Genomic DNA, 25,174 nt, shown 5'->3' with positions numbered 1-25,174 from the left:
TTTTCAAAAAAAAGAACAGTAGCCGTATAAACGACTACTGTTCTTTAAAGATATTAAACTGTGTAACGCTCATCTTCTAAAATTTTCGCAGCGATTTCACGTTTCTTCGGAATTACGTTAAGTGGTGTGTGACGAGTTAATTTACGTAATGATGATAACATCATGCGCAGCATGTCGCCATTTTCAACTGCGATAAGTGTTTCTTTCGCATCTGCTTCGATTTCGTTAAATGCTTCTTGGCAGAATACTTCAGTGTATAACACTTTTTGTTTATTCTTTTCAAGACCAGTTGTTTTGATCGCTTTTTCTGTACGAAGAACAGCTGATTCCATTGCGTATAGATTGCTTACGATGTCAGCGATATTTACAAGAATTTCTTGCTCTTTATCTAATGCTTTACCGTATTTTTGAGCCGCTAATCCAGCTACCATTAAGCCGATTTTCTTCGCATTAGTTACTAAATACTTTTGAAGTGCTAATGGCTCATCGCCTACTTCTTCTGGCATCATCATCATTAACTCTTCTTGTAATTTTTGTGCTTTTTGAAGAAGTGGTAATTCACCTTTCATCGCTTTACGTAAGAACGTACCTGGTACGATTAGGCGGTTAATTTCGTTCGTTCCTTCGAAAATACGGTTAATACGAGAATCGCGGTACATTCTTTCAATCTCGTACTCTGCCATAAATCCATAACCACCGTGAATTTGAACACCTTCATCTACTGTATAGTCTAATACTTCAGAACCGAATACTTTGTTTAAAGAGCACTCGATTGCATATTCAGCGATAGAAGCTGCTACTGCTTTACCGTCTTTTACTTCTTCTTCAGATAATGTGCTCATGCGGCTTTCGAATAAACCTACTGTACGATATACAGAGCTTTCAGCTGCATATGTTTTTGCTGCCATATTCGCAAGTTTCTCTTGAATTAATGGGAAGCGAGCGATTGGTTGTTTGAACTGTTGACGTTGGTTTGCATATTGTGCTGAAATTTCTACTGCACGTTTCGCAGATCCAACTGTACCAACACCTAATTTATAACGACCGATATTTAAAATGTTGAATGCGATAATATGACCTTTACCGATTTCGCCAAGTAAGTTTTCTTTCGGTACTAACGCATCTTCTAAAATTAACGTACGAGTTGAAGAACATTTAATACCCATTTTCTTTTCTTCTGGGCTTGTAGATACGCCAGCGTAGTCTTTCTCTACGATAAATGCTGAGAAGTGCTCGCCATCAATTTTTGCATATACAACGAATACGTCAGCGAATGCAGAGTTTGTAATCCATTGTTTTTCACCGTTTAATACATAATGTGTACCTTCTGCATTTAAACGTGCAGTTGTTTTTGCGCCTAATGCATCAGATCCTGAACCTGGCTCTGTTAATGCGTATGCAGCTAATTTTTCACCAGTTGCAAGCAATGGTAAATATTTTTTCTTTTGCTCTTCGTTACCGAATAATACGATTGGTAAAGAGCCGATACCTACGTGAGCACCGTGAGTAATTGCAAAGCCACCAGCGCGAGAGAACTTCTCTGCGATTAACGCTGAGCTTACTTTATCAAGACCAATTCCGCCGTACTCTTCTGGTACGTCAGCGCCTAATAAACCAAGTTCTCCAGCTTCTTTTAAAAGACGAACTGAGCGATCAAACTCATGTTGCTCTAAATATTCAAGCTCTGGAAGAACTTCATTTACGATAAAGTCCTCTGTCGTTTTTGCAATCATTTTATGCTCAGATGAAAAATCTTCTGGCGTAAACACTTGATCAATCGTAATCTCATCTACTAAAAAGCTACCGCCTTTAACCGCATTTCCTACTGTTTTTTCCATGAAAATTTCCTCCTTCATATTTTCATGAGCCGCTTCTCTCTTTTTGAAAGAAGCTAGCTCTCCCTTTTTTTATAAACCTTTGTTGCTTCCATTTTTTTTTTATAATCCAGTTCCAGCGGCTAGAACAGTCGGTCGTTTCACCCCTTCCTGTGAGGCAAAAAGCGCCTCTTCGTCAAGGCTTCCAACGCCCTCCTGTTCTGAGCAAACCACTTTCACTTTTTTTATAGTCCAGTTCCAGCGGCTAGAATGTTCGGTGGCTTCGCTTCTTCCTACGAGGCAAAGAGCGCCTCTACGTCTGAAGCTCCATCCCCCTCACATTCTGAACAAGCCGCTTCCACTTTTTTTATAGTAATTCAAATACTCCCGCTGCTCCCATTCCGCCGCCGATACACATTGTTACGATACCGAATTGTTCGTTGCGGCGTTTCATTTCGTGAATAAGAGATAGTGTTAGTTTTGCTCCTGTACAGCCAAGTGGATGTCCAAGTGCGATTGCACCACCGTTTACGTTTACTTTTTCTTCATCTAAACCAAGTTCACGAATAACTTGGATCGATTGAGAAGCAAATGCTTCATTTAGTTCGAATAAGCCAATATCAGATAACTCTAAGCCAGCTAGTTTTAACGCTTTTGGAATTGCAGCGATTGGGCCGATTCCCATTACTTCTGGTGGTACGCCAGCTACTGCAAATGAACGGAATTTCGCAAGTGGCTTCATGCCATCGCTCACTGCTTTTTCGCGATCCATTAATAATACAGATGCTGCACCATCACTCATTTGTGAAGAGTTACCAGCCGTTACAGAACCGCGAACGTTAAATGCTGGACGTAATTTTCCTAAAATGTCTAGTGTCGTCTCTGCTCTTACACCTTCGTCTTGTGCGAAAGTGATTGTTTCTTCTTGAAGTTTATTGTTTGATCCAACCGAGCGTAACGTCACATCTACAGGTACTGTTTCATCAGCAAAGTTTCCTGCAGCTAATGCTTTCGCAGCACGTTGATGACTTCTTACTGCAAATGCATCTTGCTCTTCACGAGAAATTCCATATTTCACAGCAACTTGCTCTGCTGTATGTCCCATACCCATATAATATTCTGGAGCCGCTTCTACAAGGCGACTATTCGGACGAACAACGTGTCCCATCATTGGAACTAAACTCATTGATTCTGCTCCGCCTGATAATACAGCTTCAGAGTGACCAAGCATAATACGCTCAGCTCCGTAAGCGATACTTTGTAAACCTGAAGAACAGTAACGGTTAATCGTAATAGCTGGAACATCGTAAGAAAGTCCTGCTAATCCGCCGATATTACGAGCCATATTTAAACCTTGCTCTGCTTCTGGCATCGCACAACCGAAAATTAAATCATCGATTGGTCCTTCATAATTCGCACGCTTTAACGTTTCCTTTACTACTAACGCCCCTAGATCGTCAGGACGAACTGTTTTTAATGAACCCCTCTTTGCTTTTCCAATTGGTGTTCTTGCTCCCGCAACAATGACAGCTTCTCTCATGAACGATATCTCCCCTCGTTATTAGTTACGTAATGGCTTTCCTTTTACAAGCATGTGCTGCATTCTTGCTTGTGATTTCATCTCACTTACTAAGCTAATAAATGCTTCACGTTCTACATCTAATAAATATTGCTCATCAACCTCTGTTCCGTACGGCACTTTTCCGCCCGCAATGACATATGCAAGTTTCTTAGCAATGTGAAGATCGTACTCTGAAATGTAACCAGATAAATGCATTGCTTCCGCACCAAGTGCAAGAGTTGCATATCCTGTTTCCCCAACAACTGGTATCTTTTTACGGATCGGCGCTTTATAACCAGCTTCATATAAAGCAAGTGCTTTCTGTTTCGCATCGTATAGTAAGTGATCACCATTCACACTAATACCATCTTTATCACCTAAGAAGTTATGAGAAACTGCTTCTTGTCCTGAAGTTGAAACTTTCGCCATTGCGACTGTTTCGAACACTTTATTTGCAACTTTTTGCAGATCAAACTCTACACCTTTTGGCATTTTGTTTAAGTGTTTAATGTATAGCTCTTTATTACCGCCTCCGCCAGGGATTAAGCCAACACCAACTTCTACTAAGCCCATATACGTTTCGCTAGAAGCTTGAATGCTCGCTGTTGGTAAACAAACTTCTGTACCTCCGCCAAGCGTCATACCATATGGTGCTGCTACAACTGGCTTAGAAGAGTATTTAATTTTCGTCATTGCATCTTGGAAGTTTTTCACAACTAACTCAATTTCAAAGTAGTTGTCATCTTGTGCTTCCATTAAGATCATTGCTAAGTTCGCACCAACGCAGAAGTTCTTCGATTGGTTACCGATAACAAGACCTTTATAATTCTTTTCTACTTCATCAACAGCGTAGTTAATCATTTGCGTAATATCCATACCGATTGCATTACTCTTCGAATGGAACTCTAAGCAAAGGATGCCGTCGCCTAAATCAATTAAGCTCGCTCCGCTATTTTTCTTTAAGACACCATTTTTCGCTTTTAATTGCTTAAGAGAAATTGCTTTTTTATTACGTTCGATTAGCTTATATTCGCCATTATCGTAATAGTAGCTATCGCCGTTATCATGTTTATAGAAAGTAGTGAAACCTTTCTCTAACATTTCTTTCACCCAAGTAGGAACGACTACGCCGTTTTCTTCCATCTTTTGAACAGATTTTTCAACTCCGATTGCATCCCAAACTTCAAACGGTCCTTGCTCCCAGCCGAAGCCCCACTTCATCGCTTGGTCAATTGCAACGATATCGTCAGCAATTTCTTTATGCAGTTTTGCAGAGTATAAAAGAGTTGGTGTAATGATGTTCCATAATAACTCTCCTGCGCGGTCTTTTGCGTATACAAGCGCTTTCAATTTATTCGCTAATCCTTTTTCTTGTTTACTTAACTCTACGGATGCAGCTTTTAATTTTTTACGCGCTTCATATTCCATCGTTTCAGGATTTAGTTCTAAAATTTCTTTTCCTTGTTTTAAGAAGAATCCTTGACCTGTTTTGCTTCCAAGCCATTTTTTCTCAAGCATGTCATGCATGAAAGCTGGTACTTTAAATACATCACGCTCTTCTTCTTGCACATTTTCATATACGTTATTTGCAACGTGTACGAATGTATCTAAACCGACAACATCTAATGTGCGGAACGTTGCGCTCTTCGGACGACCAATAAGTGGGCCTGTTACAGAATCAACTTCCCCAATGCTATAGCCGCGTTTTACCATCTCTTGAAGAGTAACAAGTAAACCGTACGTACCGATGCGGTTTCCAATAAAGTTTGGTGTATCTTTTGCGATAACAACGCCTTTTCCAAGAACGTCTTCGCCAAATAGTTTCATGAAGCTTAATACTTGTGGATCTGTTTCTTTCGTCGGTATTACCTCTAGAAGTTTTAAATATCGTGGTGGGTTAAAAAAGTGTGTGCCTAAGAAGTGTTTCTGGAAGTCGTCTGAACGACCTTCTGCCATTTTTTCAACTGAAATGCCTGACGTATTCGAGCTTACAATTGAGCCCGGTTTACGAACAGCGTCTACTTTTTCAAATAATTTCTTTTTAATATCTAAGTTTTCAACTACTACTTCAATAATCCAATCTACATCAGCTAGACGCTCAAGATCATCTTCTAAGTTACCTGCTTCAATCAGTGCTAGATTTCCTTTCACTGTCAGAGGAGCTGGTTTTTGCTTTAATAGTTTTTGCACAGCCATATTACTAAAACGATTTCTCACACTTTTATGTTCTAATGTAAGTCCCTTCGCTTCTTCTTCTTTCGTAAGCGCAGGTGGTACAATATCAAGCAATAATGTCGGAATACCAATATTAGCTAAGTGTGCCGCAATTCCCGAACCCATTACGCCTGAACCTAGAACAGCAGCCTTTTTAATTTGGAACATCCAATTCTCCCCCTATTCTTGAATGAATGCTCATTCAATTTTTCGACATAAGTCGCAATCAATGAGTGAGCCTCTACTAATAAATATATGATACTGTTTAAATTTTCGCAATATATTTATTGATAAAATTTTCTGAAATAAATACTTTTCTTTCATTTGGCCATGCTATATATGTATTTTCTTCACTAAAATACACTTTCCCTTTTTATAATCTGACGAAACTGGAGGAATATATATGGCAAAACTTAAGAAGAACCCTTCAAAGGCTGGAATTAGTGCAGCTAGTGTAACTGGAAACGCAGGTCCGCATAACCACGGCGTGGAAAAAGGACGTCAAGGTAATAACCAACAATATAAAAAGCATAATATGGGCGAAAAATAACGCTATATTTTTGGGCAGAGAACGTGGCATAATGATTAATGGCTGCTTTTTCTGCCCAATTTATTTGTAACAAATGAGGGAATTATAATGAAACGAACAATAGTTATGATTGTAATGATTGCCACACTATTTACAGGGATGATTTTCTTCTCTTATGCACAAAGACAACAAGCTGTAAGAGCTGATCAACCCAACATTACTGGGCAATATGGGGTTACAATCGATGCAGACACAGGTGAAATTTTGTATGGGAAACGCGAAGACGAACGCTCTTATCCGGCTAGTATAGCCAAAATGATGACAACCCTTCTTTTACTAGAGAATGTAAAAGAAGATGAAGAAATTACAGTTACAGACAACGCAATTAAAACAGAAAGTCAAAGCAAGAAAATTAAACTTCGTGCTGGAGAAAAATTAAAGCGTGATGAGGCATTAAAACTTATGCTTATCATTAGTGCAGACCCAATAGCTGAATCAATTGCAGAACATATCGCAGGATCAAAAAATGAATTTGTGAAAATGATGAATGCTAGAGCGAAGGAACTTGGTACAAAGCATGCGACTTTCAAGAACGCAAGTGGTGCTGATGCACTTGGAAATAAAGTATCGCCATATGACATTGCTATTATTACGAAAGAAGCATTAAAGTATCCAGTTGTTTTAGAATATATGAATTCAACGCGTACAACTCTACATACTTCAGAACGCTCTCCAAACATCGCAAACTACGGACGAGAAGAACTATATGACGATCCATATGCGATTGGAAGTAAAAGCGGTCTATCAGCACTTGGCAAATATACAGTCGTAACAGTGGATGAAAAAGACGGTAAACGTGTCATTAATGTTGTATTATCTTCTACCCGCAAGCAACTGTATCCTGATACGAAGAAAATGGCACATTATGCATTTCAGCAATTAAAATAACCAAGGAGTATTTTCTCCTTGGTTATTTTTTAACCATACCTTTTAATACGAACGCAACGTTTGCTGGACGCTCTGCTAGACGACGCATGAAATATCCATACCAGTCGTTTCCATAAGGTACGTAAACACGCATTTTGTAGCCTTCTTTTACTAGCTCAAGTTGACGCTCATTACGAATACCATATAACATTTGGAATTCAAATTGATCCCTTGGAATGTTGTGTTCTTCAGCAAGTTTTTTTGTATATTCAATAATCGCTTCGTCATGTGAAGCAATTGCAGTATAATTTCCATTTAATAAGTGCATTTTAATAATTTTTTTATAATTGTCATCTACATCTTTCTTGTCTGGGAATGCCACTTCTTCAGGTTCTTTATAAGCACCTTTTACAAGACGTAAATTAGGATTATAAGCATTTAAATCTTCAATATCTTTTTCTGTACGATATAGGTAAGCTTGAATAACAGTACCAATATTATCGTATTCAGATTTTAATTGTTTAAAGATATCAATTGTTTTACCACAGCGTGTATAGTCTTCCATATCAATGGTAACGAACACACCATTTTCTTTCGCCGCTTCTAAAATACGGCGCATATTGTTCATTACGATTTCATCAGAGATATCTAATCCCATAGAAGTCATCTTTAAAGAAAGCTGCGAATCAAGACCTTCTCTTCCAATTGCACGGATTGCTTCAATCGATTGGTTAGCCATTTCATTTGCTTCCGCTTCATTATCAACGAATTCCCCTAAATAATCGATTGTTACACAAAGTCCTTGCTTGTTCAATTGTTTAATAGCTGCTGTCGCTAATTCAATTGTCTCCCCTGCGACAAAGCGACCTGCACCAAAGCGTAAACCGTACTTTTTAGCCAGTTTTGTTAGCGCTTTATTTTTTGACAAGAAAAGAAACGAATTTCGCATTAATTGTTCCATGTAATTCACCCCTATGACTGTAATTTATCTGTTTTTTACCCCTCTTCAAAATTATATCATTGTTTAAAATTATTGGATACAAATAATTATTTAGATAATTTATAAAATACTATAAAAACATTTAAAAACCTATATTTCTGCTTATAAATATACCTGAAATATTTTTCGACATTTAGAAAAATGGAGTTTAATAGGCATAAAATAGGCATGTCGAAAATATTCGACATGCCTATAAAACCCTTAATATTCCATGTAAATTATATAAGGATATTAATACAGAAAACTTACGATTATATTTCCCTTAAGTTTTTTTATTGCTCATTTCGCTTCTCTTCATTCAGCCTTTTAATATCTGTAATTAACTGTACCATCTCTTCTTTCGCATCTGGATAAGTTTCATTCCAATGCTTTACTAAAGCTGGCATCGTCTTCGCTATGTAAGAATACAGTGCCCACTTCTGTACCTGTTCTTTTCTCTCTTCATTGCTCTCTCCAAGTAACAGCTCAGTGTATTTCTCCAGTAAACCATCAAACTGCTCGTTAAACTTTTCACTCATTTTATTTACCTCCTATATGAAAAAAGCAGCGAAGGTCGCTGCTTTTTCTTATAATTTTGATCGAACAGAGTTTAATTTTTTCTCCATTGTGCTTACTTTATCACGACGATCATCAATACGAATAGTTGTTGCAACGCGCTGCGCACCTTTCGTATATGGAACTTCATGCATTTGTTGAATTACTTCTAGAATGACAGGAAGATCTCCTTCAATAATTGTATTCATCGGTGTTAATTGATACTTCACGCGATCCGCATTTTTCTCTAGCACCTTTTGTACTTCTGCTACATATTCACTAACACTTGGATTACCTGTTCCTACTGGAATAATCGATACATCAACAATTGCCATAGTAGTCTTCCTCCTATAATCGTTTCTTATATATCCATTGTCTATTTTACCGAAATCCTCATCATTTTACTAATATGTTACTCTTCCACTTTAAACTGCTCGACTAATCTTTCTAAATCTCTCATATGTTCTGTCAAACTTTCCATCGTGTGAGCTACCTTTTCTAAATGATTCACCTGTGATTCCGTTGCAGCATGTACCTCTTCAGAAACAGCTGCACTTTCTTGACTCGTACCAGCAATTGTATGCATTACCGCTGTAATTTCCCCTTGCTCGTAACCTATGTTATGTACCTCTTCTACAATTTTTTCAACTGAAGTACTAATCGTATTTACAACTGACATAATTGTGCGGAACTCCATTTCCGCCTCTGTCGTCACTTTATTTTGTACATCTGCAATGTCTTTCAATTTACTTACAACTTCTACAACCCTTTTTACTTCTAATTGTACATCACCAATCATCGTTGTGATTTCTCCGGTTGCCTCTTTTGATTGTTCCGCTAATTTCCGAACCTCTTCAGCAACAACCGCAAATCCCTTACCTTGCTCACCTGCACGGGCAGCTTCAATCGATGCATTTAAAGCAAGTAAATTTGTTTGATCCGAAATGCCTTTTATAAGCTCAACAACATTTTGAATCGATCCAACTCTTTGTTCTAACTTATCCGATGCTTCTTCTGTATGAACAACAATCGAAGATGATTGTCCCCTCGTACGGATTAAATTCCTCATTGTATTTAATCCTTGCTTAGATGCCTCTTCCGCTTTGCCAGCCACTCCTTTTATTTCACCGACGGAGCTATTCATTTGTTCCACTGACTCCGCCATATTCTCGAGCTGAGCTGAAACTTCATCCACACTATTCGCAAGAGTAGAGGCTCCTCCACTCACATCATCCATTGCTCCTGAAACTTCTCTACTAGCCGCTACTGTTTCATTCGTTAAGTAATGTAAACTATTCGTTGATTGTTGCACCGTTGATACACTGTTTTTAATTTTACTTACCATTTCATTCATTTGTTCAACCATATCATTAAAGTGCTTAGTCAACTCTCCAACTTCATCTTTACTTGTCACTTTCATTCGCAACGTTAAATCGCCTTCTGCTACTTTTTGCACGTGATTCTTTAATAGTTGCAGTGGTCTTGCTAATCTTCTTGAGAACAAGTAGGAAGCTACGATTCCAACTAATAAACTAATACATGCCATTATAATAACTGTATTTCTCGTACTATTTAATAGCCCATCGATCGTTTCTTTCGGATAAAAGATTCCTATCGTCCATTTCATCGTATCAAATGATTGACTGTAAACAACTACATCTTCACCTTTTATTGTACTGACCGCATATTTTGTTACCTCTTTATTTAAGCTCTTTATAAGTGGCTCTTTAGAAACATCTTTTCCTATCTTTTCTGGATAAACAAGAGCCATATTTTTATCATTTATAATAAACATTTCTCCGTCATTATTGTATTGAATATTGTGAAGCAACTTCTGAATCGTCCCAAGCGATACATCCATCGCAACAACGCCTAATACAGATCCATCTTGAGCTGTAATTGCTTTAGAAACACCTACACTTAACTTTCCTGTTGCAATTTCATAAGAAGGTTGTCCCCAGTGGACCTTTTTTACATCAGCCTCTGAATCTTTATACCATGGTCTTGTCGTTGGATCGTATCCTTCTGGCACTTGCCCACCTTCAGCAAGATTGGCACTTAATGTTTTTTTATCTTTCGTACCAATATATAAATCTAAAATACCAGGATGATTCTTTTTATACTCCGCAAACTCTTTCGTTAAAAACGCTTCCTCTTCTGGAGTAACCCCACCTTGAAGTATATTACGAATCATCTCACTGTTCGCGTAATACCCCATATCTTCATCCGTTCTTTGAACAAATGTCGTAAGTTGCTCTGTTACAAGATCCATCGCATTTTGAGAATACTCGTCTAAGGAACGCACTTCCTTTTCTTTCTGTAATTGATACACAGCTGTACCCAATATTACGAACATCATAGAAATAAGAACTGAAAACACTACCGCAATTTTTAAACGTAAACTTCTTAACATCTTCCCCCCAGCATCCCCTTCGCATTAAATTAAAATCTTATTAATCATTATATTAAGTATAATAGATAAAATTTAAAAATTGAAATTAATTCTCACCTTAATACAATTAGAAAACGGACTACCACTTGTGCAAAAACAAATAGTTCATTATCCTTAAAATATAATCTCATTCGTTCGGAGGGAACTATGTTACAAAAATTCGGTTTCTCACAATATGAAAGCCAAGCTTATGAAGTTGTCGTATCAAGCAATGAACCATTAGATGCTACAACAATTGTGAAGCATTCAGGTGTTCCAAAAGCAAAAATATATGAAGTGCTAGCACGCCTAATCGATAAAGGAATGGTAATGGATTCTGTTTCAGAAAAGAAAAAACTGTATACAGCATTACCACTAAAGCTAGCAATTGAAAAATTAACGACAGAATTCCAATCAAATATTAAAGAACTGGAAACAAATATATCAAAAAAATCATTTACAGATGACCGTGTGTGGAGCTTAAAGATGCAATCTTCTATTCGAGTTCAAAGTAAGGAACTCATTGAAAGTGCAAAAGAATCAATCCGTATTTCAGCTTGGAATGATACTCTTTTAGAATATCTTCCTTTACTAGAACAAAAAGCAAAACAAGGTGTTCAAATTGAATCCCTTATTGTTGGAGAAGTAGAAACAGACTTAGAAAACATGCATTTTCTAATCCCAGCTGAAGAACCTAATGCATTAGAGCGCTACTTGCTACTCATCGTTGACGATCGTGAAATTTTATTTGCTGGCGTAGAACAAGAGTCATGGCAAGCGATGAAAACAATGTCACAACCTTTCGTAAAGTTCTTTACAGAATTTTTCTATCATGACGTTGCACTTGCAAAGATTACCCAGAAACACCATGACCTCTTTATGGAAGATGAGGAAATTAAGAGTTTGTTAATGAAATTAAGATACTAATTAAATAATAAAAAGGAGTCTAGTTTTTCACTTAGACTCCTTTTCGTTTTGTTCCTTTATCTCCATCAACAGCTCAATGATTTTCTCATTTTGCTCTACCTGTTTCTCTGAATTTTTATAGATGAAACGAACCCATCTAAGTGCAAGAATAATAAGAAACAAGGGGAGCATTGAAATTAGAAGACCAATAATTGAAAAATTCGTATACATATACATCACCTCGCTACATACAAATTCTCCACCTTTCTACTAAAACCTGCAATTTTTTACAAATAAAAAAAGAACCTATCAAACGATAGATTCTTCTTTCACGAACTGAGTAGAGCGTCCTCTCGTAATCGAGAAAATCGCGCAAAGCAGTGCTAATACAATAAAGCCACCGCCTACCCAAGCATTATATATAACAGATGATTTTTCGATAACAACTCCGCCTACTGTTGAACCAAGTGCAATCCCTAAGTGAAGGGCAGAGTTATTTAAACTTTGCTGAATACCAGCTGATTCTGGTGCAATTTCAATTAAATAGTTTTGTTGCGCTGGTGAAATCGCCCAGCTCAGCATACTCCAAAGTCCCATCATAATGATGAAGAGCGGGAATGAGAATGTCATTAATGGCAGTATGAAGATTGCACACGCAAATACGATAATGATAGAAATAATACTTTTCTTCGATCCCCATTTATCAGCAAGCCAGCCACCGAATCCGCCACCAATTACTGCTGCGATTCCGAAAATAAAGTAAAACACACTAATCCAGTTTGCTTCAACATGCATGACATCTTTTAAAAACGGTGTTAAATATGCATACAATGTTAAATGCCCTGTTAAAAACAAAAATGATGTTAACTGTGCACTTACAATTTTTTTATCTTTTAAAGTAGCAAGTTGTTCTTTTATTGATAATACCGATGTCGGTGGTACTTTCGTTAAGAATAATGAAATACAAGCAATTGCCATAACTGTTAATACCGAAATTAATACAAATGGTGCACGCCATCCATATGCATTTCCGAGTACAAGACCAAGCGGTACTCCAAGTACAAGTGATCCACTAATTCCCATAAAAATGATTCCAATTGCACGCGCACGAAAATGCGGTTCTACTACACTAGAAGCAAGTGTTACCGATAGTGCAATAATTAATGAACCACTCGCCGCACAAATAACCCTTGAGAACATCAGCATTCCGTAATTCACACTAAATGCCGAAATAATATTTCCGATTAAGAAAATCGATAATGCTCCAACATACAATGTTTTTCTTTCAAACTTCCCTGTCAAAGCTAATAAAACTGGACCTGACAAAGCAAATACTACCGAAAATATTGTTATAAGCTGACCAGCTGCACTAATAGATACTCCTAAATCATTGGCAACTAAATCGAGCGTTCCTCCTATAATTAGCTCAACCGTTCCGACTACAAAAGCCGCGATAGCTAAAATATAAACACGAAAATTCAAGTCTTTCCCCACGCTTTCTATTTTGGTTACTACCATCATAGTAACCAAAATAGAAAGTGGAAGCAAGTACAATTTTTTTACAGTAAAAAAGGTAGGCGTATAATACGCCTACCTTTTCATCATTCTGTTTCTTTCTTCTTATTCAAGTACCAATACACCGGCAGTCCCGTAAATACAATTCCAATCGATAAGAAACAACTTACTGGATCGTTAATAATTGCACTACCAATTACAAATAACGAACCTAAAATCGCTACGATTGGTACGATTGGGAATAACGGTACACTATATGCACGCTCTTTATTCTTATTACGTTTTCTTAAAATAAAGACACCAATAAACGTCATTACATAGAAAATATAAATAATGAATACGGAAATCTCAGATAGCTTATTTGGATCACTAATAATCATTAAAATAATTCCTAAAATGATTTCAACAGTAATCGCATTTGCTGGTGTTTTAAATCTCGGACTTTCCTTTGCAATAAACTTAGAAAATGGAAGTTGTCCACGCTCTGCCATAGACATTGGGATACGTGGAAACGTTAAAATCTTTCCATTTAAACAGCCGAAAATAGAAACGATAATACCAATACTAATAATTTTTCCGCCATATTCTCCAAGTAACATGCCTGCAGCTGTCGCTGTTGCATTTTCTCCAAGGTCTACAATTTTTGCTGCTGGTAATACATTTAATAACGCCAAGTTAATTAATACGTAAGCAGCCGTTACGATTAAAATCCCTACTGTCATTGCTTTCGGTAATAACTTTGTTGGATTCTTCATTTCTCCACCAATCGAAGCAAGTAAAATCCAGCCGTCATAAGCAAATAACGTTGCTAAAATTGCCATACCGATACTTTGATTTTCTGATATCGGCACAACTACGTTAAAAATATCGCTATTCCCCTTCCAAAAACCTAGCACAACAATTAACACAATCGGAATCATCTTCCCAATTGTCGTAACCGTTTGGACGATACCTCCATATTTTGTTCCCATACTATTTACAACGCCAAGGAACACAACCGTTCCAATTGCGATTGGTAAATTCCACACTTTATCTAAATAGAAAAAATTAATCATTAAAGAACTAAAGTATAAACCTAATGTTCCGATAATAGCAGGTCCATAAACAATTGTTTGCATCCAACCTGATAAATATCCCCAAAAACTTCCGTAAATCTCCTCTAAATACGTATACAACCCACCATTTTTCGGGATTTGCGCTCCAATTTCAGCTACTGTTAAACCACTTGCTAGCGTCAACAGACCACCAATTATCCAAGCAAGAATGGCCATATTAGAACTCCCCGAGTAATCTAATACGCTCCCTGGTTTCATAAACACACCAGATCCAATAATCGTTCCTACTACGATAGAAAGTGCTACTGTTAAACCAATTTTGTTCTTCTCATCATGATGCATGCTGCGTATCCTCCTTCCAATCCTAGTGTGATGCAAAAATGAAATAAAAAAACACTCCTCCCTAAAAAAGGGACGAGTGTTGTATTCGTGGTTCCACCCTTGTTTCAATTCGTAAAGTAATACACTTCACCAATTTCTCAAGTCTAAATAACGGTTTTTGCCGGCAAGCAATTACTAGATGCTCGTTCACTGCTGCAGTTCAGAGGTGGTAATCCATTTTTCCGTATTAGGAAGCTCACAGCCAAAGGCTTCCCTCTCTGAGAATCGTAAAAAATTGATCGTGTCCTCATCATCACTTCTTGATGTCGAATTTTGTAGTTATTGTTCATTATATTGAATTGTTAGAAAAAATCAATATATTTTTTATATAACATAGGAAATATTTATCTTCTTATATTATAACAGAAGCTGTAATATTTCTCTAATTCCCTCGTATCTTTGGAGCAGTGTAGCTGTAAAAATTATATCAGCGATTTTTCAAATATATCGATTTACCAACAAAAAACGCCAACAATAAAAGGGGGTCTTTCAAAAGAAAGCCCCCTCACGCCTGTACCTTTCGGTTGCCCACACGAAAGATACGACTTCATTCAATTATTTCTCATCTTTTTTCATAAAAAACTTATGGTGCGGTAAATCAACATTCAATGCCTCTAATTGTTTCTTTTCATTGTCTAAAATCGCTTTTGCTTTTGTTTTTGTTGCTTCATCTAATCCTGCAAACATGTCTTCATGCTTCTCTTTCTCTGGAAGTTTCACACCTAATTTTGTTAATTCTTCTTTTGCTTGCTCATGCGTTAATTTTCCAGATTTCTTTTGCTCTAAAATTGACTTTGCTTTTTCTTTTGCCTGTTCATCTAAGTTAGCAAACATGTCTCCATGTTTACCTTTCTCCGGCATTTTCACGCCTAGCTTTGTTAATTCCTCTTTTGCTTGCTCATGCGTTAATTTTCCAGATTTCTTTTGCTCTAAAATCGACTTCACTTTCTCTTTCGCCTGTTCATCTAAGTTAGCAAACATGTCTCCACGCTTACCTTTCTCCGGCATTTTTACGCCTAACTTTGTTAATTCCTCTTTTGCTTGTTCTCGTGTTAATTTTCCAGACTTTTCTTGCTCTAAAATCGACTTCGCTTTTTCTTTCGCCTGTTCATCTAATCCCGCAAACATTTCTTTACGTTTTTCTTTTTCTGGAAGCTTTACACCTAGCTCCTGTAACTGTTTCTTTGTATCGTCCATAATCGTTTTTACTTTTTGTTTTGTAGCGGCATCTAAATCTTTTTTCGCTGTTTTTGTCGCTTGCTCAGCTGTTGGAGTATTTGTTGCCGCGAATGCCGGAACACCGACTCCTCCAATGATTCCGAATGATAAAGCACCTGCAATCGCTAAATAACCAACTGTTTTCTTCTTCATAGGAAATTCCCTCCTTCATATTTCTAAAGCATGTACACTTTCGTATACAACGCCAATAGTAATATTGGTTTCTTAAAATTTCCTTAACGATTCAAATAAAAAACACCGCTCGTAATGAGCGGTGTTTCTCTATGCTTTTTGTAATTGTAACTCTTCACGTTCCATTATTTTTCTTAATACAATTGTTTGTGTCATTGTAAATAAGTTACCTGTTATCCAGTACAACACAAGTCCTGATGGCGCCGCAAACCCCATAAATAGAATCATTGCTGGCATCATAATTTGCTGCATCTTTAGCATCTGTACTTGTTCTCCAGGTGTAATATTCGATTGGAAAACTTTCATCTGAATAAATGTCGTTAACGCTGCAATAATCGGTAATATATGATATGGATCTGCATGTCCTAGGTTCACCCATAAAAACGAAGATGTGCGAATCTCTTCCGTTCTGCTAATCGCATAATACAAAGCAGAGAAAATCGGCATTTGTATAAAAATTGGCCAGCAACCAGCAAGTGGATTCCAACCGCCTGATTTCATTAGTTCTGACATTTCTTTTTGATACTGCTTTTGTTTTTCAAGGTCTTTGCTTACATCACCGTATTTTTTCTTTAGCTTCTGCAATTCAGGTTGCATTTTCTTCATTTTCGCTTGGCTGCGATATTGCGAAACAGCTAATGGAATCATGGCTGAACGAATAACGAGCGTCATAATAATGATAGCAACCCCGAAGCTAGCTCCCGGTATATGATGAGCAACAAATTGAATCATATACGAGATTGGATATACGAAATAATGGTTCCATATCCCCGTACTATGTGAATCAATTGTGCCTGCATTACTGCAGCCAGATAAAACAAAAACAAGTACTACTGATAAACTAATGAGCGCAGCTCGGTATGATTTTAACATGTTCATTCCTCCAATGTTTCGTAATTATTTAGCGAAACATTGGTGTATACGGACCAACCTCATCATTCTCTTCACTTGATTCTTGTCTGCGTACGGAACGAATCATTCCATATTTATAAAAAATTGAAAATAGCGGTACATTTCCCGCACTATCTTCACATGTATCAACTAACGTAAAAGCTCTTTGTCTACCGCTTGATGCTTGTTGACGCACAAAGCGAGAAACATTAGCAAGGAAGAAAACTTCTAATAAGCAAAGTGCTGTCGTTACAAACGATATATATAGAATTGCATCCTGCAATAAAAATTCCATCGCTTCACATCCTTAATAAGGTCATTTTAGCACATCGGGCAAATATTCTCTATTTCCTTTTATTTTCAAAAAAAGTATTTTGCATATTTTCTCAAGAAAACAATAATTAAGAAACGTTGTATTCGCTTTCTTTAGCATATTCACACACATCAATGAATAGGCTTGATTTATTAGAAATTTATAAAATTTTTGCATTATAATAAAACTATTGCCAGTTTTTGAAAAAACCTTTATTCTCTTCTTGTAATCAAAAATGAATATGGAGATGAAACATACTATGGGTCAACTAGGAGACGCCGATTACGTTCCCGACACCGCCTTTTTATCCTTCCCAGCAGCTAAAACATTTCACTTAGAATTTATGATACAGTTGGTTGTTATTTTTATAGCTTCTATTTTGTATGCAATTTCTATGAATATGTTTTTTATCCCGCATAATATGATTAGCGGTGGATTCGCTGGTGTAGGGATGATTATCGGTTATTTAATGCACTACAATATCGGTGCACTTATCTTTTTACTAAACATTCCTCTTCTTATTTTAAGTCACTTTTACTTAGGAAAGAAGACAACCTTTTTAACAGCGTACTTTGTAGCTGTATCATCGTTAGCGATGAACATTATCCCGGTACACCAAGTTTCAGACGATATTTTACTTTCTTCTGTATTCGGTGGTGTTATCTGCGGAGCAGCTTCAGGAATTATATTCCGATTTGCTTCTTCAACAGGTGGTTTTGATGTTGTCGGATTGATTGTAGCGAAATATCGAGATGTTTCAATTGGAGCAATCATATTTGTATTCAACTTAATCTTACTTGTAGCAGCAGGTTTTATTTTCGGATGGGATATTACACTTTATACGTTAATTAGTCGATTTGTAGTCAGCAAAGTTATCGACGCTGTGCATACGAAACATATTAAATTAACGATAATGACTATTACAGAAAAAGGCGAGGAAATAAAAAGCGCACTACTACATCACGGCATACGCGGGGTGACAATGGTAGACGCTGTCGGCGGCTATACAAACCATAAGAAAAAAATGATTTACACTGTCGTGACTCGCTATGAGTTAGGCGAAATGAAACGTATTATCCGTCAAGTGGATAACAAAGCATTTATGAACATTACTGAAACAGTTGAAATTGTCGGCCGTTTCAAACGCATATAAAACAGGTTAATAAATTAAAGGGCATAACATATTAGTCATATATAATATGTTATGCCCTTTGTTATTCAACTAACGTACCTTTTAGCATAATAAAATCACTAAGTTTATTACTACAAATCGGAGGATAGCATTCCATATACAATACTATCTGTCCATTCCTCTTTATTCCAAAAATCTTGTATGAAATGGGCTTCCTTTCTCATGCCTATTCGTTCACACAATTTTTGTGAAGCTGTATTACGTGCATCAAGATTAGCCTGTATACGATGTACATTACATTCATTAAATAATTTCAATACCAAACTACTTACTGCTTCTGTTGCCAAACCTCTCCCAGCTACTTCCTTTGCAAAACTATAACCAATCTCAACAGTGTCTTTCATATTTGTGTACCATACGGATAAATCACCAACTACTTTAGTTTTGTATATAACTGCCAAACTTAATATTGTTTCTTTAGTAAGTACATTATTTGCTAGCTTCTTATTAAATCTTTTCTGCATGTCTTCATGAGTCCACTTATTATGTAATAGGAACTTACATGTATCATCACTATTATAAATAGCAAATACATCCTGTAAATCAGTACTCTTAAAAGGTCTAATTATTAATCTTTCTGTTGTGAACTCCAAGTTAGCTCTCCTCCCTTACATTCATGCTATAAAACATTTTTTATAGTATTTAAGCCTCATTCTTAGATCTCACCTTGATTACATATTTCATCATAATAAATTAAAATCCTTCTTCCACTAAACTGCACCGTTAATGGTATTTCCTTACGCTTTTTATTTTTTACACTTATTACAAAATCAGATAATTCTATTATTATGTCCCTAAATGTGTTATAATGAAAGCAGACTCACAAAAAAAGAGTATATAGACTTGGAAGTTTCTCTTATTTTACAAGCAAAAAGAAACGAGCAGTCGGGTATATTTCAGACACCATACACGTAACGGTTTAAACAACCGATCATCTTAGTTACTCTTCAATGATTTTTTTATAAAAAGATACGTACAATTAAAACTCACTTCAATATACTATACCTACCTTTTTGACTTCCAAATCATCTTATTACATAGGGAGATGAACATATGAATCAATATATACGATATACAATAGCTGTCCTGTTTGCTATTATCGGCGGAACAATCTGCTTCTGGACAAACACTCAGCTTGGAGAGAATATCATCTTTAATGGAATCGAAACGCTTGTAAGCGCTTCAATTTTAGGCGGATACATTTACTTCCTCTTCAATCCAGAAGAAAATGCTCAAAAAACAATGTTATTAACAATGATCGGAATCGTTGGTGGATGTATTTCCTACTCAATGACAAACTATACATTACCACTTCAATTAAGCTCAGCTTTCTTCCACGGTCTATGGACTTGGTTCATTGCATTCTGCCTAGCAGACGTATTCAACCTATTACAAGACACTGAAGAAGATAGCGGTCGTCAAATTGAAAGTAACTCTTAAGCTGGAAGATACTCTTCCAGCTTTTTATATTGTTTTGCATATCCCCGCATCACGATAAAAAGAAGTTACCCTCACGGCAACTTCTTTCTCACATACCCCATCCAGTACCAACCGGATTATATCAGCGATTCTCCATATATATCGGCGATTTCTCCACTTATATCAGCGATTTTTTCATTATATCGACCATTCGACACAGGATATCGACTTACCGGCAATTTTCGGCAACCTATTTATGCTCTATACCCTGCCACTACAATAAAAAGAAGCTACCCAACGGCAACTTCTTTTCCACATACCCCACTTCGTATTCACTAAAATATATCAACGATTTCTCAAATATATCGATCATTTCTCCACTTATATCAACGATTTTTTCATTATATCAACGGTTCAACACAAGATATCGATTTAACGACAACCTTCGACACTCGAAACGCACAATATACCCTATCCCCCAAGCAACTTACTGCCGAACTCTACGATTAAAAAGATAATTAATAGGATCGCGAGTATCTTTAATGCTACATATGCCACTTTAAAAACAACATAAATGAGCAAGACTATCAAAATAATTGATAAAATTTCCATATTTACTTCCTCCAAGCTTTGCTCTTCTTATCTCATTTTACTCGCCCCAGGCTATTTATGGAACGGCATAAGATGACATATAAAAAAGAGGATACCTCATCCATCGTAAGATACCCTCACCTTCAACTGCTCAAACCATTCTCTTTCTAATTGTAAATATCCAATCTCACTCTTCTCGGCGCTCTTTAATTCTTTATCAGCTTTCTTCATATAAGTATGGGAAGCTTCTAGATCATTCTCTAAATATTTGATAATTCCTTGTGTACGATAATATCCGTTTAAGTCCATTTTTGTAATAGCCTTTGCATGTTCCTTTGCTTCTTGCAAAGAAAGACTATCCATCTCATAAAGGGCTTTATATAAAAGATACCAACTATGAAAACTACTAACGAAAAACTTATTTTCTTTCGTTACAGGTAGTTGAACAATTCTTTCTATATACGGTATCGCTCTTTCCATTCCCTCTTGATCTGCACGAGCAAAAAAGACAAGCATAAGTCTACTCATTATCTCTCTTATCCCTTTATTCTCTTTTATTTTCTCCTCACTCAATTCTACTAATCTTTCATCCCAATCTTTCGGTCTTTTATAACTAAATAACTCACTCGATATTTGAATCTCATATAAATGATTTCTAGCTCTTTCATCATCTTTAATTAAAATAAGAAATTGCATCCCATCACTCATAAGCGTTCCTTTTATCGGCACAATTGTAACCGCAAAGATTGCAAAATGGAAAAAGGAAAAATATAAAAGATATTGATAATAACTCACCATGTATATGTAACCGGAAGTAATACCAAACAGTAAACTCGTAATTGGTCCACCTAAAGTGAGCCACGCCCATTTTTTCGAAAGATTCGGTGTCTCTATAGAAGGTGGTACTAGTGTTGCAACGCCTCCAAAGTAAGCCCATAATTTATTTGCTCGAATGCGTAATTTTCCCTTTTCTTTTTGAATAGTAATGGTTCCTACTGTCATAAATTTAAATGTTAAACCACCTATTACACCAAATACTACATGTCCTAGCTCATGAATGGCTAACACTAATAATGAAATTCCAACTATTGCCCATAGGTTCAAAATTACTTCTAATTTCCCAGTTCGGATTACTCCGTATAAAATGGACAGAATTAACGCCACTGTCATTGAGCCAGCTGGCCTTCTTAAAATATCCACCTTTTTCTCCCCTTAATAAATCATTTTCCTTTGCATTTCGTACATGAACTTCCCAAGATGCAATATCCAAATAAATGAGATTAAGCCAATTAATACAAAATCGATATTACTAGCAGCTGTATATATAACGGCAGCCCACCATACATATGCCAATATTGTATTCGTAAATTCATATGCTTTATATCCAGCCTCATGCACAATGTGCTTTAATCCTTCATCTGCGTTTTTCGTCCACATTTTCATAGATTCCATATACGTTACACCTTGTTCAGGATATAGCTTATTATAACGATTTTTTGTTATGAGTCCGATAATTACTACAGTAGTTAAACAAACAATAGAAGCTACTAAATTCCACACCGCAAATGAAACATTTGTATCCTGCAACAGTGCACGTCTACATGTAATAACTGCATATACAAACCATGCCTGCGTCACTATATCACCTACACGTAAATATATACTTATAATGCCTAATTTTCTGCCTTGTACGCTCTCTTCTTCATCGCGTGCCTCTGCTAACATACGTGTATTCTTCCAAGTATAGTACATCATTAAAATTCCAAAAATAGTACATATACCTATAAATGTATTGGATGATAATTTTCTCGGTTCATCCGAGAGTAAATTTAAAGCTATATAAGACGTTAAAAATCCTCCTATCATACTTAATGCTATTTTCCCCACAGAATCAAATTGTTTTTTTCGCTTACTCTTCATCGTCCTCTTCCCCCTCTACTAACGTAAATATTTCCTCCACCGGTACATTGAAAATTTGTGCGATTTTTAACGACAATACGATAGATGGTGCATAATCCCCACGCTCAATTAAACTAATCGTTTGCCGTGATGATCCAATCGCTTTCCCTAAATCCCCTTGTGATAAACGATGCTTTGCTCGCAATTCCCTCACTCGATTTTGAAGCTTCATGTCTTCCCTCTTTTTCATTTATTTAATTAAAATTGTAAATAATATCCTTATATTTGTCAATTATAATTGTCATTACGACTATAATAATTGACAAAATACTTATTTCTTATCCTGTATCAAATTCCTATAAAGAATGTAAAATGTGCATTAAACATAGTCTTAAAAATAAAATAAAAAAGGCAGTGCTTTTGCACTGCCTTCCTAAATTCTGACATAGAATGGATTTCATATTAACTTGCGTTTTGTAGTAATACTCGTTTTAACTGCTTACGGAAACGAATACCCAACGTAACCGCTACAATCACAATAACTCCAAAAATGATTTTACCGATATGACCTTCTAGCACTCCAAAGATATCATGTAAGTTTCCACCTAACCAGTAACCACCGATTAAGAAGAATGATACCCAAAATAGAGCGCCTGAATAAATTGTAATGGCAAAACGACGGAATGGTAAATTAATAATTCCTGCAAAGTATCCTGTGAAATGACGTACACCAGGAATAAAGAAACCAATAAAAATTAGGAAGTACCCATACTTATCAAACCACATTCTCGTTAAGTCAATTTTTCTTTGTGTTAAAAATACGTATTTCCCATACCTTTGAATGAAAGGCATACCTAATTTATTTCCTAAAAAGTATTGAATCGTCATCCCTACACTTGTCCCAATAAAGGATAGAATGATTAAAATCGGTAAACTTAAATCACCCTTATGTGCCAAAAATCCCGCATATGCTAATGTTGGCTCTCCCGGAAACGGAAGTGCAATATATTCTAACAGCAAGCCGACAAGTACAACATAATACCCGTATTGCTGAAATAATTCATGAATCCATTCCATGTCATCTCTCCTTTCAATCACGTACAACTTCTTACTATTATTGTATAAAAAAATTGTCGAAATAACTATCACAATAGCTTACATTTTTATTACATTTTTGTAAGGGTCACACTAATGATTTTCGTTCTTTATTAAATAGTAAAAATTATTTTCCAAGTCGCAATAGCGAAAAGACGCATTAATAACATGCAGATTTTATCCATTTTTTAGCACTAAAAAAGCTCTCTTATTTTGTTCTCAATAAAAAACCATCACAAACTCATGCTAACTTCATATTAGCTTCATATACGTATTGTAAGATTATATCGGAATTTGTTGAAAAATTTAACCAATATATGACTAAGCATTAATTTGAATAAATATAAGTCGTTTTTCGAAATTGAAAAAAGGGTGAATACGAAATGGAAGCATATAAAATGCACGATTTTATTAATACAAATGTTGAATCTCATCAAAATGAAACCGTTTTTAATTTACAAATATGTGAAACAAGTGAATTTGACGTAAGTTTAACAAAATCTACAACACTATCTTTTATCGTTTCAAAAAAGAATATTAAAATTGTCACGAAAAAATGGATTAATTCAAATCAAGAAAGCATGATTGGCAAAAGCTACATCATTCCAACAAAAGCTTTTCACTATTTCTTACCAATCATTTCTGAAAATGAAGATGAGCTAAATATTCAAGTTCAAAGTTTTGGACTACGTGGTGAGCTTTTATTAAATGAAAGATTACTTATTGATAACAACAAACACAACAGCAAAATCACTACATTCTTTGAAACATTAGATGAAAATGTAAATAAAGCATTACGAGGATTACAACTTCATTGTATGTAAGACTATTACGATAGTAAAAGGAGAATAACAATGAAAAAATTATTATTAAGCGCACTATTATCATTAGGATTTTTAACTCTTCCATTCGCTAGTGCAGAGGCAGCTACAACGAAAGATCAATTAATTGTAGACACTCAGTTAAATAAAATGGATTATTATCAGGATGGAAAATTTATAAAAAGTTTTACTGTCGCTACTGGAAAAGCTGCAACACCTACACCTAAAGGCACTTTTCAAATCGTAAATAAAATTAAAAACCGCCCTTATTATACAGGCAAAATTAAAGGCGGCGATCCACGTAATCCACTTGGTGACCGTTGGCTCGGATTAAATATGGCAGGAACTTACGGAACAACTTATGCGATTCACGGAACTAACAATAATCAAGCAATCGGCAAATGGACAACACTTGGTTGTATTCGTATGTATAACAATGATATACACTGGTTATTTGAGCGCGTTCAGCAGCAAGCTACTGTCACTGTAAAATAGCCTAAAAACAAGATTTATGTGTAGCCAAGAATTTTATGTCTTGGCTTATTTTATTTATTCATTTACAGTAGCAAAACAACTGTATTTACATATATAATAGGAATAGATTTGATTAGCTGATATTTAAACATTGATAAACGTAGATATTAAAATTATACAGTTATAATGTTTTATAAATTTT

Annotated in this window: 26 protein-coding genes and 1 other annotated feature; of the genes, 7 read left to right on the top strand and 19 right to left on the bottom strand. The window is 36.0% G+C overall.

Features of this window, described 5'->3' with window-relative positions; all coding sequences use genetic code 11:
- Window positions 1-53: 53 nt before the first annotated feature.
- The 3 genes from ACK1U5_RS23595 to ACK1U5_RS23585 form a co-directional block, all read right to left on the bottom strand.
- Entirely contained in the window at window positions 54-1,838 is a 1,785-nt protein-coding gene (locus ACK1U5_RS23595; protein WP_000416291.1) for an acyl-CoA dehydrogenase family protein, read from the bottom strand.
- Window positions 1,839-2,181: 343 nt separating this feature from the next.
- The gene (locus ACK1U5_RS23590; RefSeq protein ID WP_001206324.1) at window positions 2,182-3,354 is read right to left on the bottom strand and encodes an acetyl-CoA C-acetyltransferase; all 1,173 of its coding nucleotides are present in this window, start codon (window positions 3,352-3,354) and stop codon (window positions 2,182-2,184) included.
- A gap of 21 nt (window positions 3,355-3,375) precedes the next feature.
- A complete protein-coding gene (locus ACK1U5_RS23585; protein ID WP_113710564.1) occupies window positions 3,376-5,757 on the bottom strand; it encodes a 3-hydroxyacyl-CoA dehydrogenase/enoyl-CoA hydratase family protein in 2,382 nt (793 codons plus the stop codon).
- Window positions 5,758-5,992: 235 nt separating this feature from the next.
- On the opposite strand from ACK1U5_RS23585, the gene ACK1U5_RS23580 reads away from it, so the two are divergent.
- The gene (locus ACK1U5_RS23580) at window positions 5,993-6,139 is read left to right on the top strand and encodes a YuzL family protein (protein ID WP_001096344.1); all 147 of its coding nucleotides are present in this window, start codon (window positions 5,993-5,995) and stop codon (window positions 6,137-6,139) included.
- 87 nt (window positions 6,140-6,226) lie between these two features.
- A complete protein-coding gene (locus tag ACK1U5_RS23575) occupies window positions 6,227-7,066 on the top strand; it encodes a D-alanyl-D-alanine carboxypeptidase family protein (RefSeq protein WP_087965471.1) in 840 nt (279 codons plus the stop codon).
- 22 nt (window positions 7,067-7,088) lie between these two features.
- On the opposite strand, the gene ACK1U5_RS23570 is transcribed toward ACK1U5_RS23575, so the two are convergent.
- From ACK1U5_RS23570 to ACK1U5_RS23555, 4 genes are all read right to left on the bottom strand, one after another.
- Complete coding sequence (locus ACK1U5_RS23570; protein WP_000436772.1) at window positions 7,089-8,006, bottom strand: proline dehydrogenase family protein; 918 nt, start codon at window positions 8,004-8,006, stop codon at window positions 7,089-7,091.
- A gap of 311 nt (window positions 8,007-8,317) precedes the next feature.
- Complete coding sequence (locus ACK1U5_RS23565; protein ID WP_001290594.1) at window positions 8,318-8,563, bottom strand: YusU family protein; 246 nt, start codon at window positions 8,561-8,563, stop codon at window positions 8,318-8,320.
- Window positions 8,564-8,611: 48 nt separating this feature from the next.
- A complete protein-coding gene (locus tag ACK1U5_RS23560; protein WP_001018860.1) occupies window positions 8,612-8,914 on the bottom strand; it encodes an MTH1187 family thiamine-binding protein in 303 nt (100 codons plus the stop codon).
- A gap of 77 nt (window positions 8,915-8,991) precedes the next feature.
- Window positions 8,992-10,992 (bottom strand): methyl-accepting chemotaxis protein, encoded by a 2,001-nt coding sequence (locus tag ACK1U5_RS23555; protein WP_113710563.1) that lies wholly within the window; start codon window positions 10,990-10,992, stop codon window positions 8,992-8,994.
- Between the two features lie 186 nt (window positions 10,993-11,178).
- On the opposite strand from ACK1U5_RS23555, the gene ACK1U5_RS23550 reads away from it, so the two are divergent.
- Window positions 11,179-11,937, top strand: coding sequence for a TrmB family transcriptional regulator (locus ACK1U5_RS23550; RefSeq protein WP_000939479.1), 759 nt, complete (start codon window positions 11,179-11,181; stop codon window positions 11,935-11,937).
- A gap of 27 nt (window positions 11,938-11,964) precedes the next feature.
- On the opposite strand, the gene ACK1U5_RS23545 is transcribed toward ACK1U5_RS23550, so the two are convergent.
- The 6 genes from ACK1U5_RS23545 to ACK1U5_RS23520 all read right to left on the bottom strand — a co-directional run bounded on the left by ACK1U5_RS23545 (window position 11,965) and on the right by ACK1U5_RS23520 (window position 17,463).
- A complete protein-coding gene (locus ACK1U5_RS23545) occupies window positions 11,965-12,147 on the bottom strand; it encodes a hypothetical protein (protein WP_000288473.1) in 183 nt (60 codons plus the stop codon).
- A 78-nt stretch (window positions 12,148-12,225) separates the two neighbouring features.
- Complete coding sequence (locus ACK1U5_RS23540) at window positions 12,226-13,410, bottom strand: MFS transporter (RefSeq protein WP_002001400.1); 1,185 nt, start codon at window positions 13,408-13,410, stop codon at window positions 12,226-12,228.
- A gap of 107 nt (window positions 13,411-13,517) precedes the next feature.
- Window positions 13,518-14,828 (bottom strand): APC family permease, encoded by a 1,311-nt coding sequence (locus tag ACK1U5_RS23535; RefSeq protein ID WP_069605094.1) that lies wholly within the window; start codon window positions 14,826-14,828, stop codon window positions 13,518-13,520.
- Between the two features lie 65 nt (window positions 14,829-14,893).
- Window positions 14,894-15,130: a binding site (T-box leader), on the bottom strand.
- A 292-nt stretch (window positions 15,131-15,422) separates the two neighbouring features.
- A complete protein-coding gene (locus ACK1U5_RS23530; protein WP_069605093.1) occupies window positions 15,423-16,238 on the bottom strand; it encodes a hypothetical protein in 816 nt (271 codons plus the stop codon).
- Window positions 16,239-16,367: 129 nt separating this feature from the next.
- The gene (locus tag ACK1U5_RS23525) at window positions 16,368-17,150 is read right to left on the bottom strand and encodes a membrane protein insertase YidC (RefSeq protein ID WP_000920519.1); all 783 of its coding nucleotides are present in this window, start codon (window positions 17,148-17,150) and stop codon (window positions 16,368-16,370) included.
- A gap of 28 nt (window positions 17,151-17,178) precedes the next feature.
- Window positions 17,179-17,463: a hypothetical protein gene (locus tag ACK1U5_RS23520; RefSeq protein WP_000394934.1), complete on the bottom strand. Its 285-nt coding sequence runs from the start codon at window positions 17,461-17,463 to the stop codon at window positions 17,179-17,181.
- A 277-nt stretch (window positions 17,464-17,740) separates the two neighbouring features.
- Between ACK1U5_RS23520 and ACK1U5_RS23515 the strand changes: the two genes are divergently transcribed.
- Window positions 17,741-18,634, top strand: coding sequence for a YitT family protein (locus ACK1U5_RS23515; RefSeq protein WP_000530044.1), 894 nt, complete (start codon window positions 17,741-17,743; stop codon window positions 18,632-18,634).
- Between the two features lie 110 nt (window positions 18,635-18,744).
- On the opposite strand, the gene ACK1U5_RS23510 is transcribed toward ACK1U5_RS23515, so the two are convergent.
- A complete protein-coding gene (locus ACK1U5_RS23510) occupies window positions 18,745-19,266 on the bottom strand; it encodes a GNAT family N-acetyltransferase (protein ID WP_000397306.1) in 522 nt (173 codons plus the stop codon).
- Window positions 19,267-19,726: 460 nt separating this feature from the next.
- Between ACK1U5_RS23510 and ACK1U5_RS23505 the strand changes: the two genes are divergently transcribed.
- Complete coding sequence (locus ACK1U5_RS23505; protein WP_001077776.1) at window positions 19,727-20,113, top strand: DUF3938 domain-containing protein; 387 nt, start codon at window positions 19,727-19,729, stop codon at window positions 20,111-20,113.
- A 450-nt stretch (window positions 20,114-20,563) separates the two neighbouring features.
- Here the strand turns inward: ACK1U5_RS23505 and ACK1U5_RS23500 are convergent, their stop codons facing one another.
- The 5 genes from ACK1U5_RS23500 to ACK1U5_RS23480 all read right to left on the bottom strand — a co-directional run bounded on the left by ACK1U5_RS23500 (window position 20,564) and on the right by ACK1U5_RS23480 (window position 23,659).
- On the bottom strand, window positions 20,564-20,704 hold the full coding sequence (locus ACK1U5_RS23500) for a DUF3985 family protein (RefSeq protein ID WP_000404758.1): 141 nt from the start codon (window positions 20,702-20,704) through the stop codon (window positions 20,564-20,566).
- Between the two features lie 96 nt (window positions 20,705-20,800).
- On the bottom strand, window positions 20,801-21,853 hold the full coding sequence (locus tag ACK1U5_RS23495; protein WP_113710832.1) for a site-2 protease family protein: 1,053 nt from the start codon (window positions 21,851-21,853) through the stop codon (window positions 20,801-20,803).
- A 42-nt stretch (window positions 21,854-21,895) separates the two neighbouring features.
- Complete coding sequence (locus ACK1U5_RS23490; RefSeq protein ID WP_016110907.1) at window positions 21,896-22,603, bottom strand: DUF3169 family protein; 708 nt, start codon at window positions 22,601-22,603, stop codon at window positions 21,896-21,898.
- Window positions 22,593-22,814 carry a helix-turn-helix transcriptional regulator gene (locus tag ACK1U5_RS23485; protein WP_000776168.1) on the bottom strand — a complete coding sequence of 74 codons (222 nt, stop codon included), beginning with the start codon at window positions 22,812-22,814 and terminating at the stop codon, window positions 22,593-22,595. Before ACK1U5_RS23485 ends, ACK1U5_RS23490 begins: the two co-directional genes overlap by 11 nt.
- A 230-nt stretch (window positions 22,815-23,044) precedes the next feature.
- Complete coding sequence (locus ACK1U5_RS23480; protein ID WP_000454755.1) at window positions 23,045-23,659, bottom strand: DedA family protein; 615 nt, start codon at window positions 23,657-23,659, stop codon at window positions 23,045-23,047.
- A gap of 401 nt (window positions 23,660-24,060) precedes the next feature.
- Between ACK1U5_RS23480 and ACK1U5_RS23475 the strand changes: the two genes are divergently transcribed.
- Window positions 24,061-24,501, top strand: a complete 441-nt coding sequence (locus tag ACK1U5_RS23475) for a DUF3978 family protein (RefSeq protein ID WP_000388768.1) — start codon at window positions 24,061-24,063, stop codon at window positions 24,499-24,501.
- Between the two features lie 30 nt (window positions 24,502-24,531).
- Window positions 24,532-24,993 (top strand): L,D-transpeptidase, encoded by a 462-nt coding sequence (locus tag ACK1U5_RS23470; RefSeq protein ID WP_000735058.1) that lies wholly within the window; start codon window positions 24,532-24,534, stop codon window positions 24,991-24,993.
- Window positions 24,994-25,174 lie beyond the last annotated feature (181 nt).

The sequence above is a fragment of the Bacillus sp. XB1 genome (genome assembly GCF_053557995.1).
The sequence above is the reverse complement of the archived record's forward strand: the minus strand, read 5'-3'. Positions and strand labels throughout refer to the sequence as shown.

Coding starts and splice junctions, on each gene's coding strand:
- ACK1U5_RS23595 (WP_000416291.1), bottom strand. CDS start 1,838: ATGGAAAAAACAGTAGGAAATGCGGTTAAAGGCGGTAGCTTTTTAGTA.
- ACK1U5_RS23590 (WP_001206324.1), bottom strand. CDS start 3,354: ATGAGAGAAGCTGTCATTGTTGCGGGAGCAAGAACACCAATTGGAAAA.
- ACK1U5_RS23585 (WP_113710564.1), bottom strand. CDS start 5,757: ATGTTCCAAATTAAAAAGGCTGCTGTTCTAGGTTCAGGCGTAATGGGT.
- ACK1U5_RS23580 (WP_001096344.1), top strand. CDS start 5,993: ATGGCAAAACTTAAGAAGAACCCTTCAAAGGCTGGAATTAGTGCAGCT.
- ACK1U5_RS23575 (WP_087965471.1), top strand. CDS start 6,227: ATGAAACGAACAATAGTTATGATTGTAATGATTGCCACACTATTTACA.
- ACK1U5_RS23570 (WP_000436772.1), bottom strand. CDS start 8,006: ATGGAACAATTAATGCGAAATTCGTTTCTTTTCTTGTCAAAAAATAAA.
- ACK1U5_RS23565 (WP_001290594.1), bottom strand. CDS start 8,563: ATGAGTGAAAAGTTTAACGAGCAGTTTGATGGTTTACTGGAGAAATAC.
- ACK1U5_RS23560 (WP_001018860.1), bottom strand. CDS start 8,914: ATGGCAATTGTTGATGTATCGATTATTCCAGTAGGAACAGGTAATCCA.
- ACK1U5_RS23555 (WP_113710563.1), bottom strand. CDS start 10,992: ATGTTAAGAAGTTTACGTTTAAAAATTGCGGTAGTGTTTTCAGTTCTT.
- ACK1U5_RS23550 (WP_000939479.1), top strand. CDS start 11,179: ATGTTACAAAAATTCGGTTTCTCACAATATGAAAGCCAAGCTTATGAA.
- ACK1U5_RS23545 (WP_000288473.1), bottom strand. CDS start 12,147: ATGTATACGAATTTTTCAATTATTGGTCTTCTAATTTCAATGCTCCCC.
- ACK1U5_RS23535 (WP_069605094.1), bottom strand. CDS start 14,828: ATGCATCATGATGAGAAGAACAAAATTGGTTTAACAGTAGCACTTTCT.
- ACK1U5_RS23530 (WP_069605093.1), bottom strand. CDS start 16,238: ATGAAGAAGAAAACAGTTGGTTATTTAGCGATTGCAGGTGCTTTATCA.
- ACK1U5_RS23525 (WP_000920519.1), bottom strand. CDS start 17,150: ATGTTAAAATCATACCGAGCTGCGCTCATTAGTTTATCAGTAGTACTT.
- ACK1U5_RS23520 (WP_000394934.1), bottom strand. CDS start 17,463: ATGGAATTTTTATTGCAGGATGCAATTCTATATATATCGTTTGTAACG.
- ACK1U5_RS23515 (WP_000530044.1), top strand. CDS start 17,741: ATGGGTCAACTAGGAGACGCCGATTACGTTCCCGACACCGCCTTTTTA.
- ACK1U5_RS23505 (WP_001077776.1), top strand. CDS start 19,727: ATGAATCAATATATACGATATACAATAGCTGTCCTGTTTGCTATTATC.
- ACK1U5_RS23500 (WP_000404758.1), bottom strand. CDS start 20,704: ATGGAAATTTTATCAATTATTTTGATAGTCTTGCTCATTTATGTTGTT.
- ACK1U5_RS23495 (WP_113710832.1), bottom strand. CDS start 21,853: ATGACAGTGGCGTTAATTCTGTCCATTTTATACGGAGTAATCCGAACT.
- ACK1U5_RS23490 (WP_016110907.1), bottom strand. CDS start 22,603: ATGAAGAGTAAGCGAAAAAAACAATTTGATTCTGTGGGGAAAATAGCA.
- ACK1U5_RS23485 (WP_000776168.1), bottom strand. CDS start 22,814: ATGAAGCTTCAAAATCGAGTGAGGGAATTGCGAGCAAAGCATCGTTTA.
- ACK1U5_RS23480 (WP_000454755.1), bottom strand. CDS start 23,659: ATGGAATGGATTCATGAATTATTTCAGCAATACGGGTATTATGTTGTA.
- ACK1U5_RS23475 (WP_000388768.1), top strand. CDS start 24,061: ATGGAAGCATATAAAATGCACGATTTTATTAATACAAATGTTGAATCT.
- ACK1U5_RS23470 (WP_000735058.1), top strand. CDS start 24,532: ATGAAAAAATTATTATTAAGCGCACTATTATCATTAGGATTTTTAACT.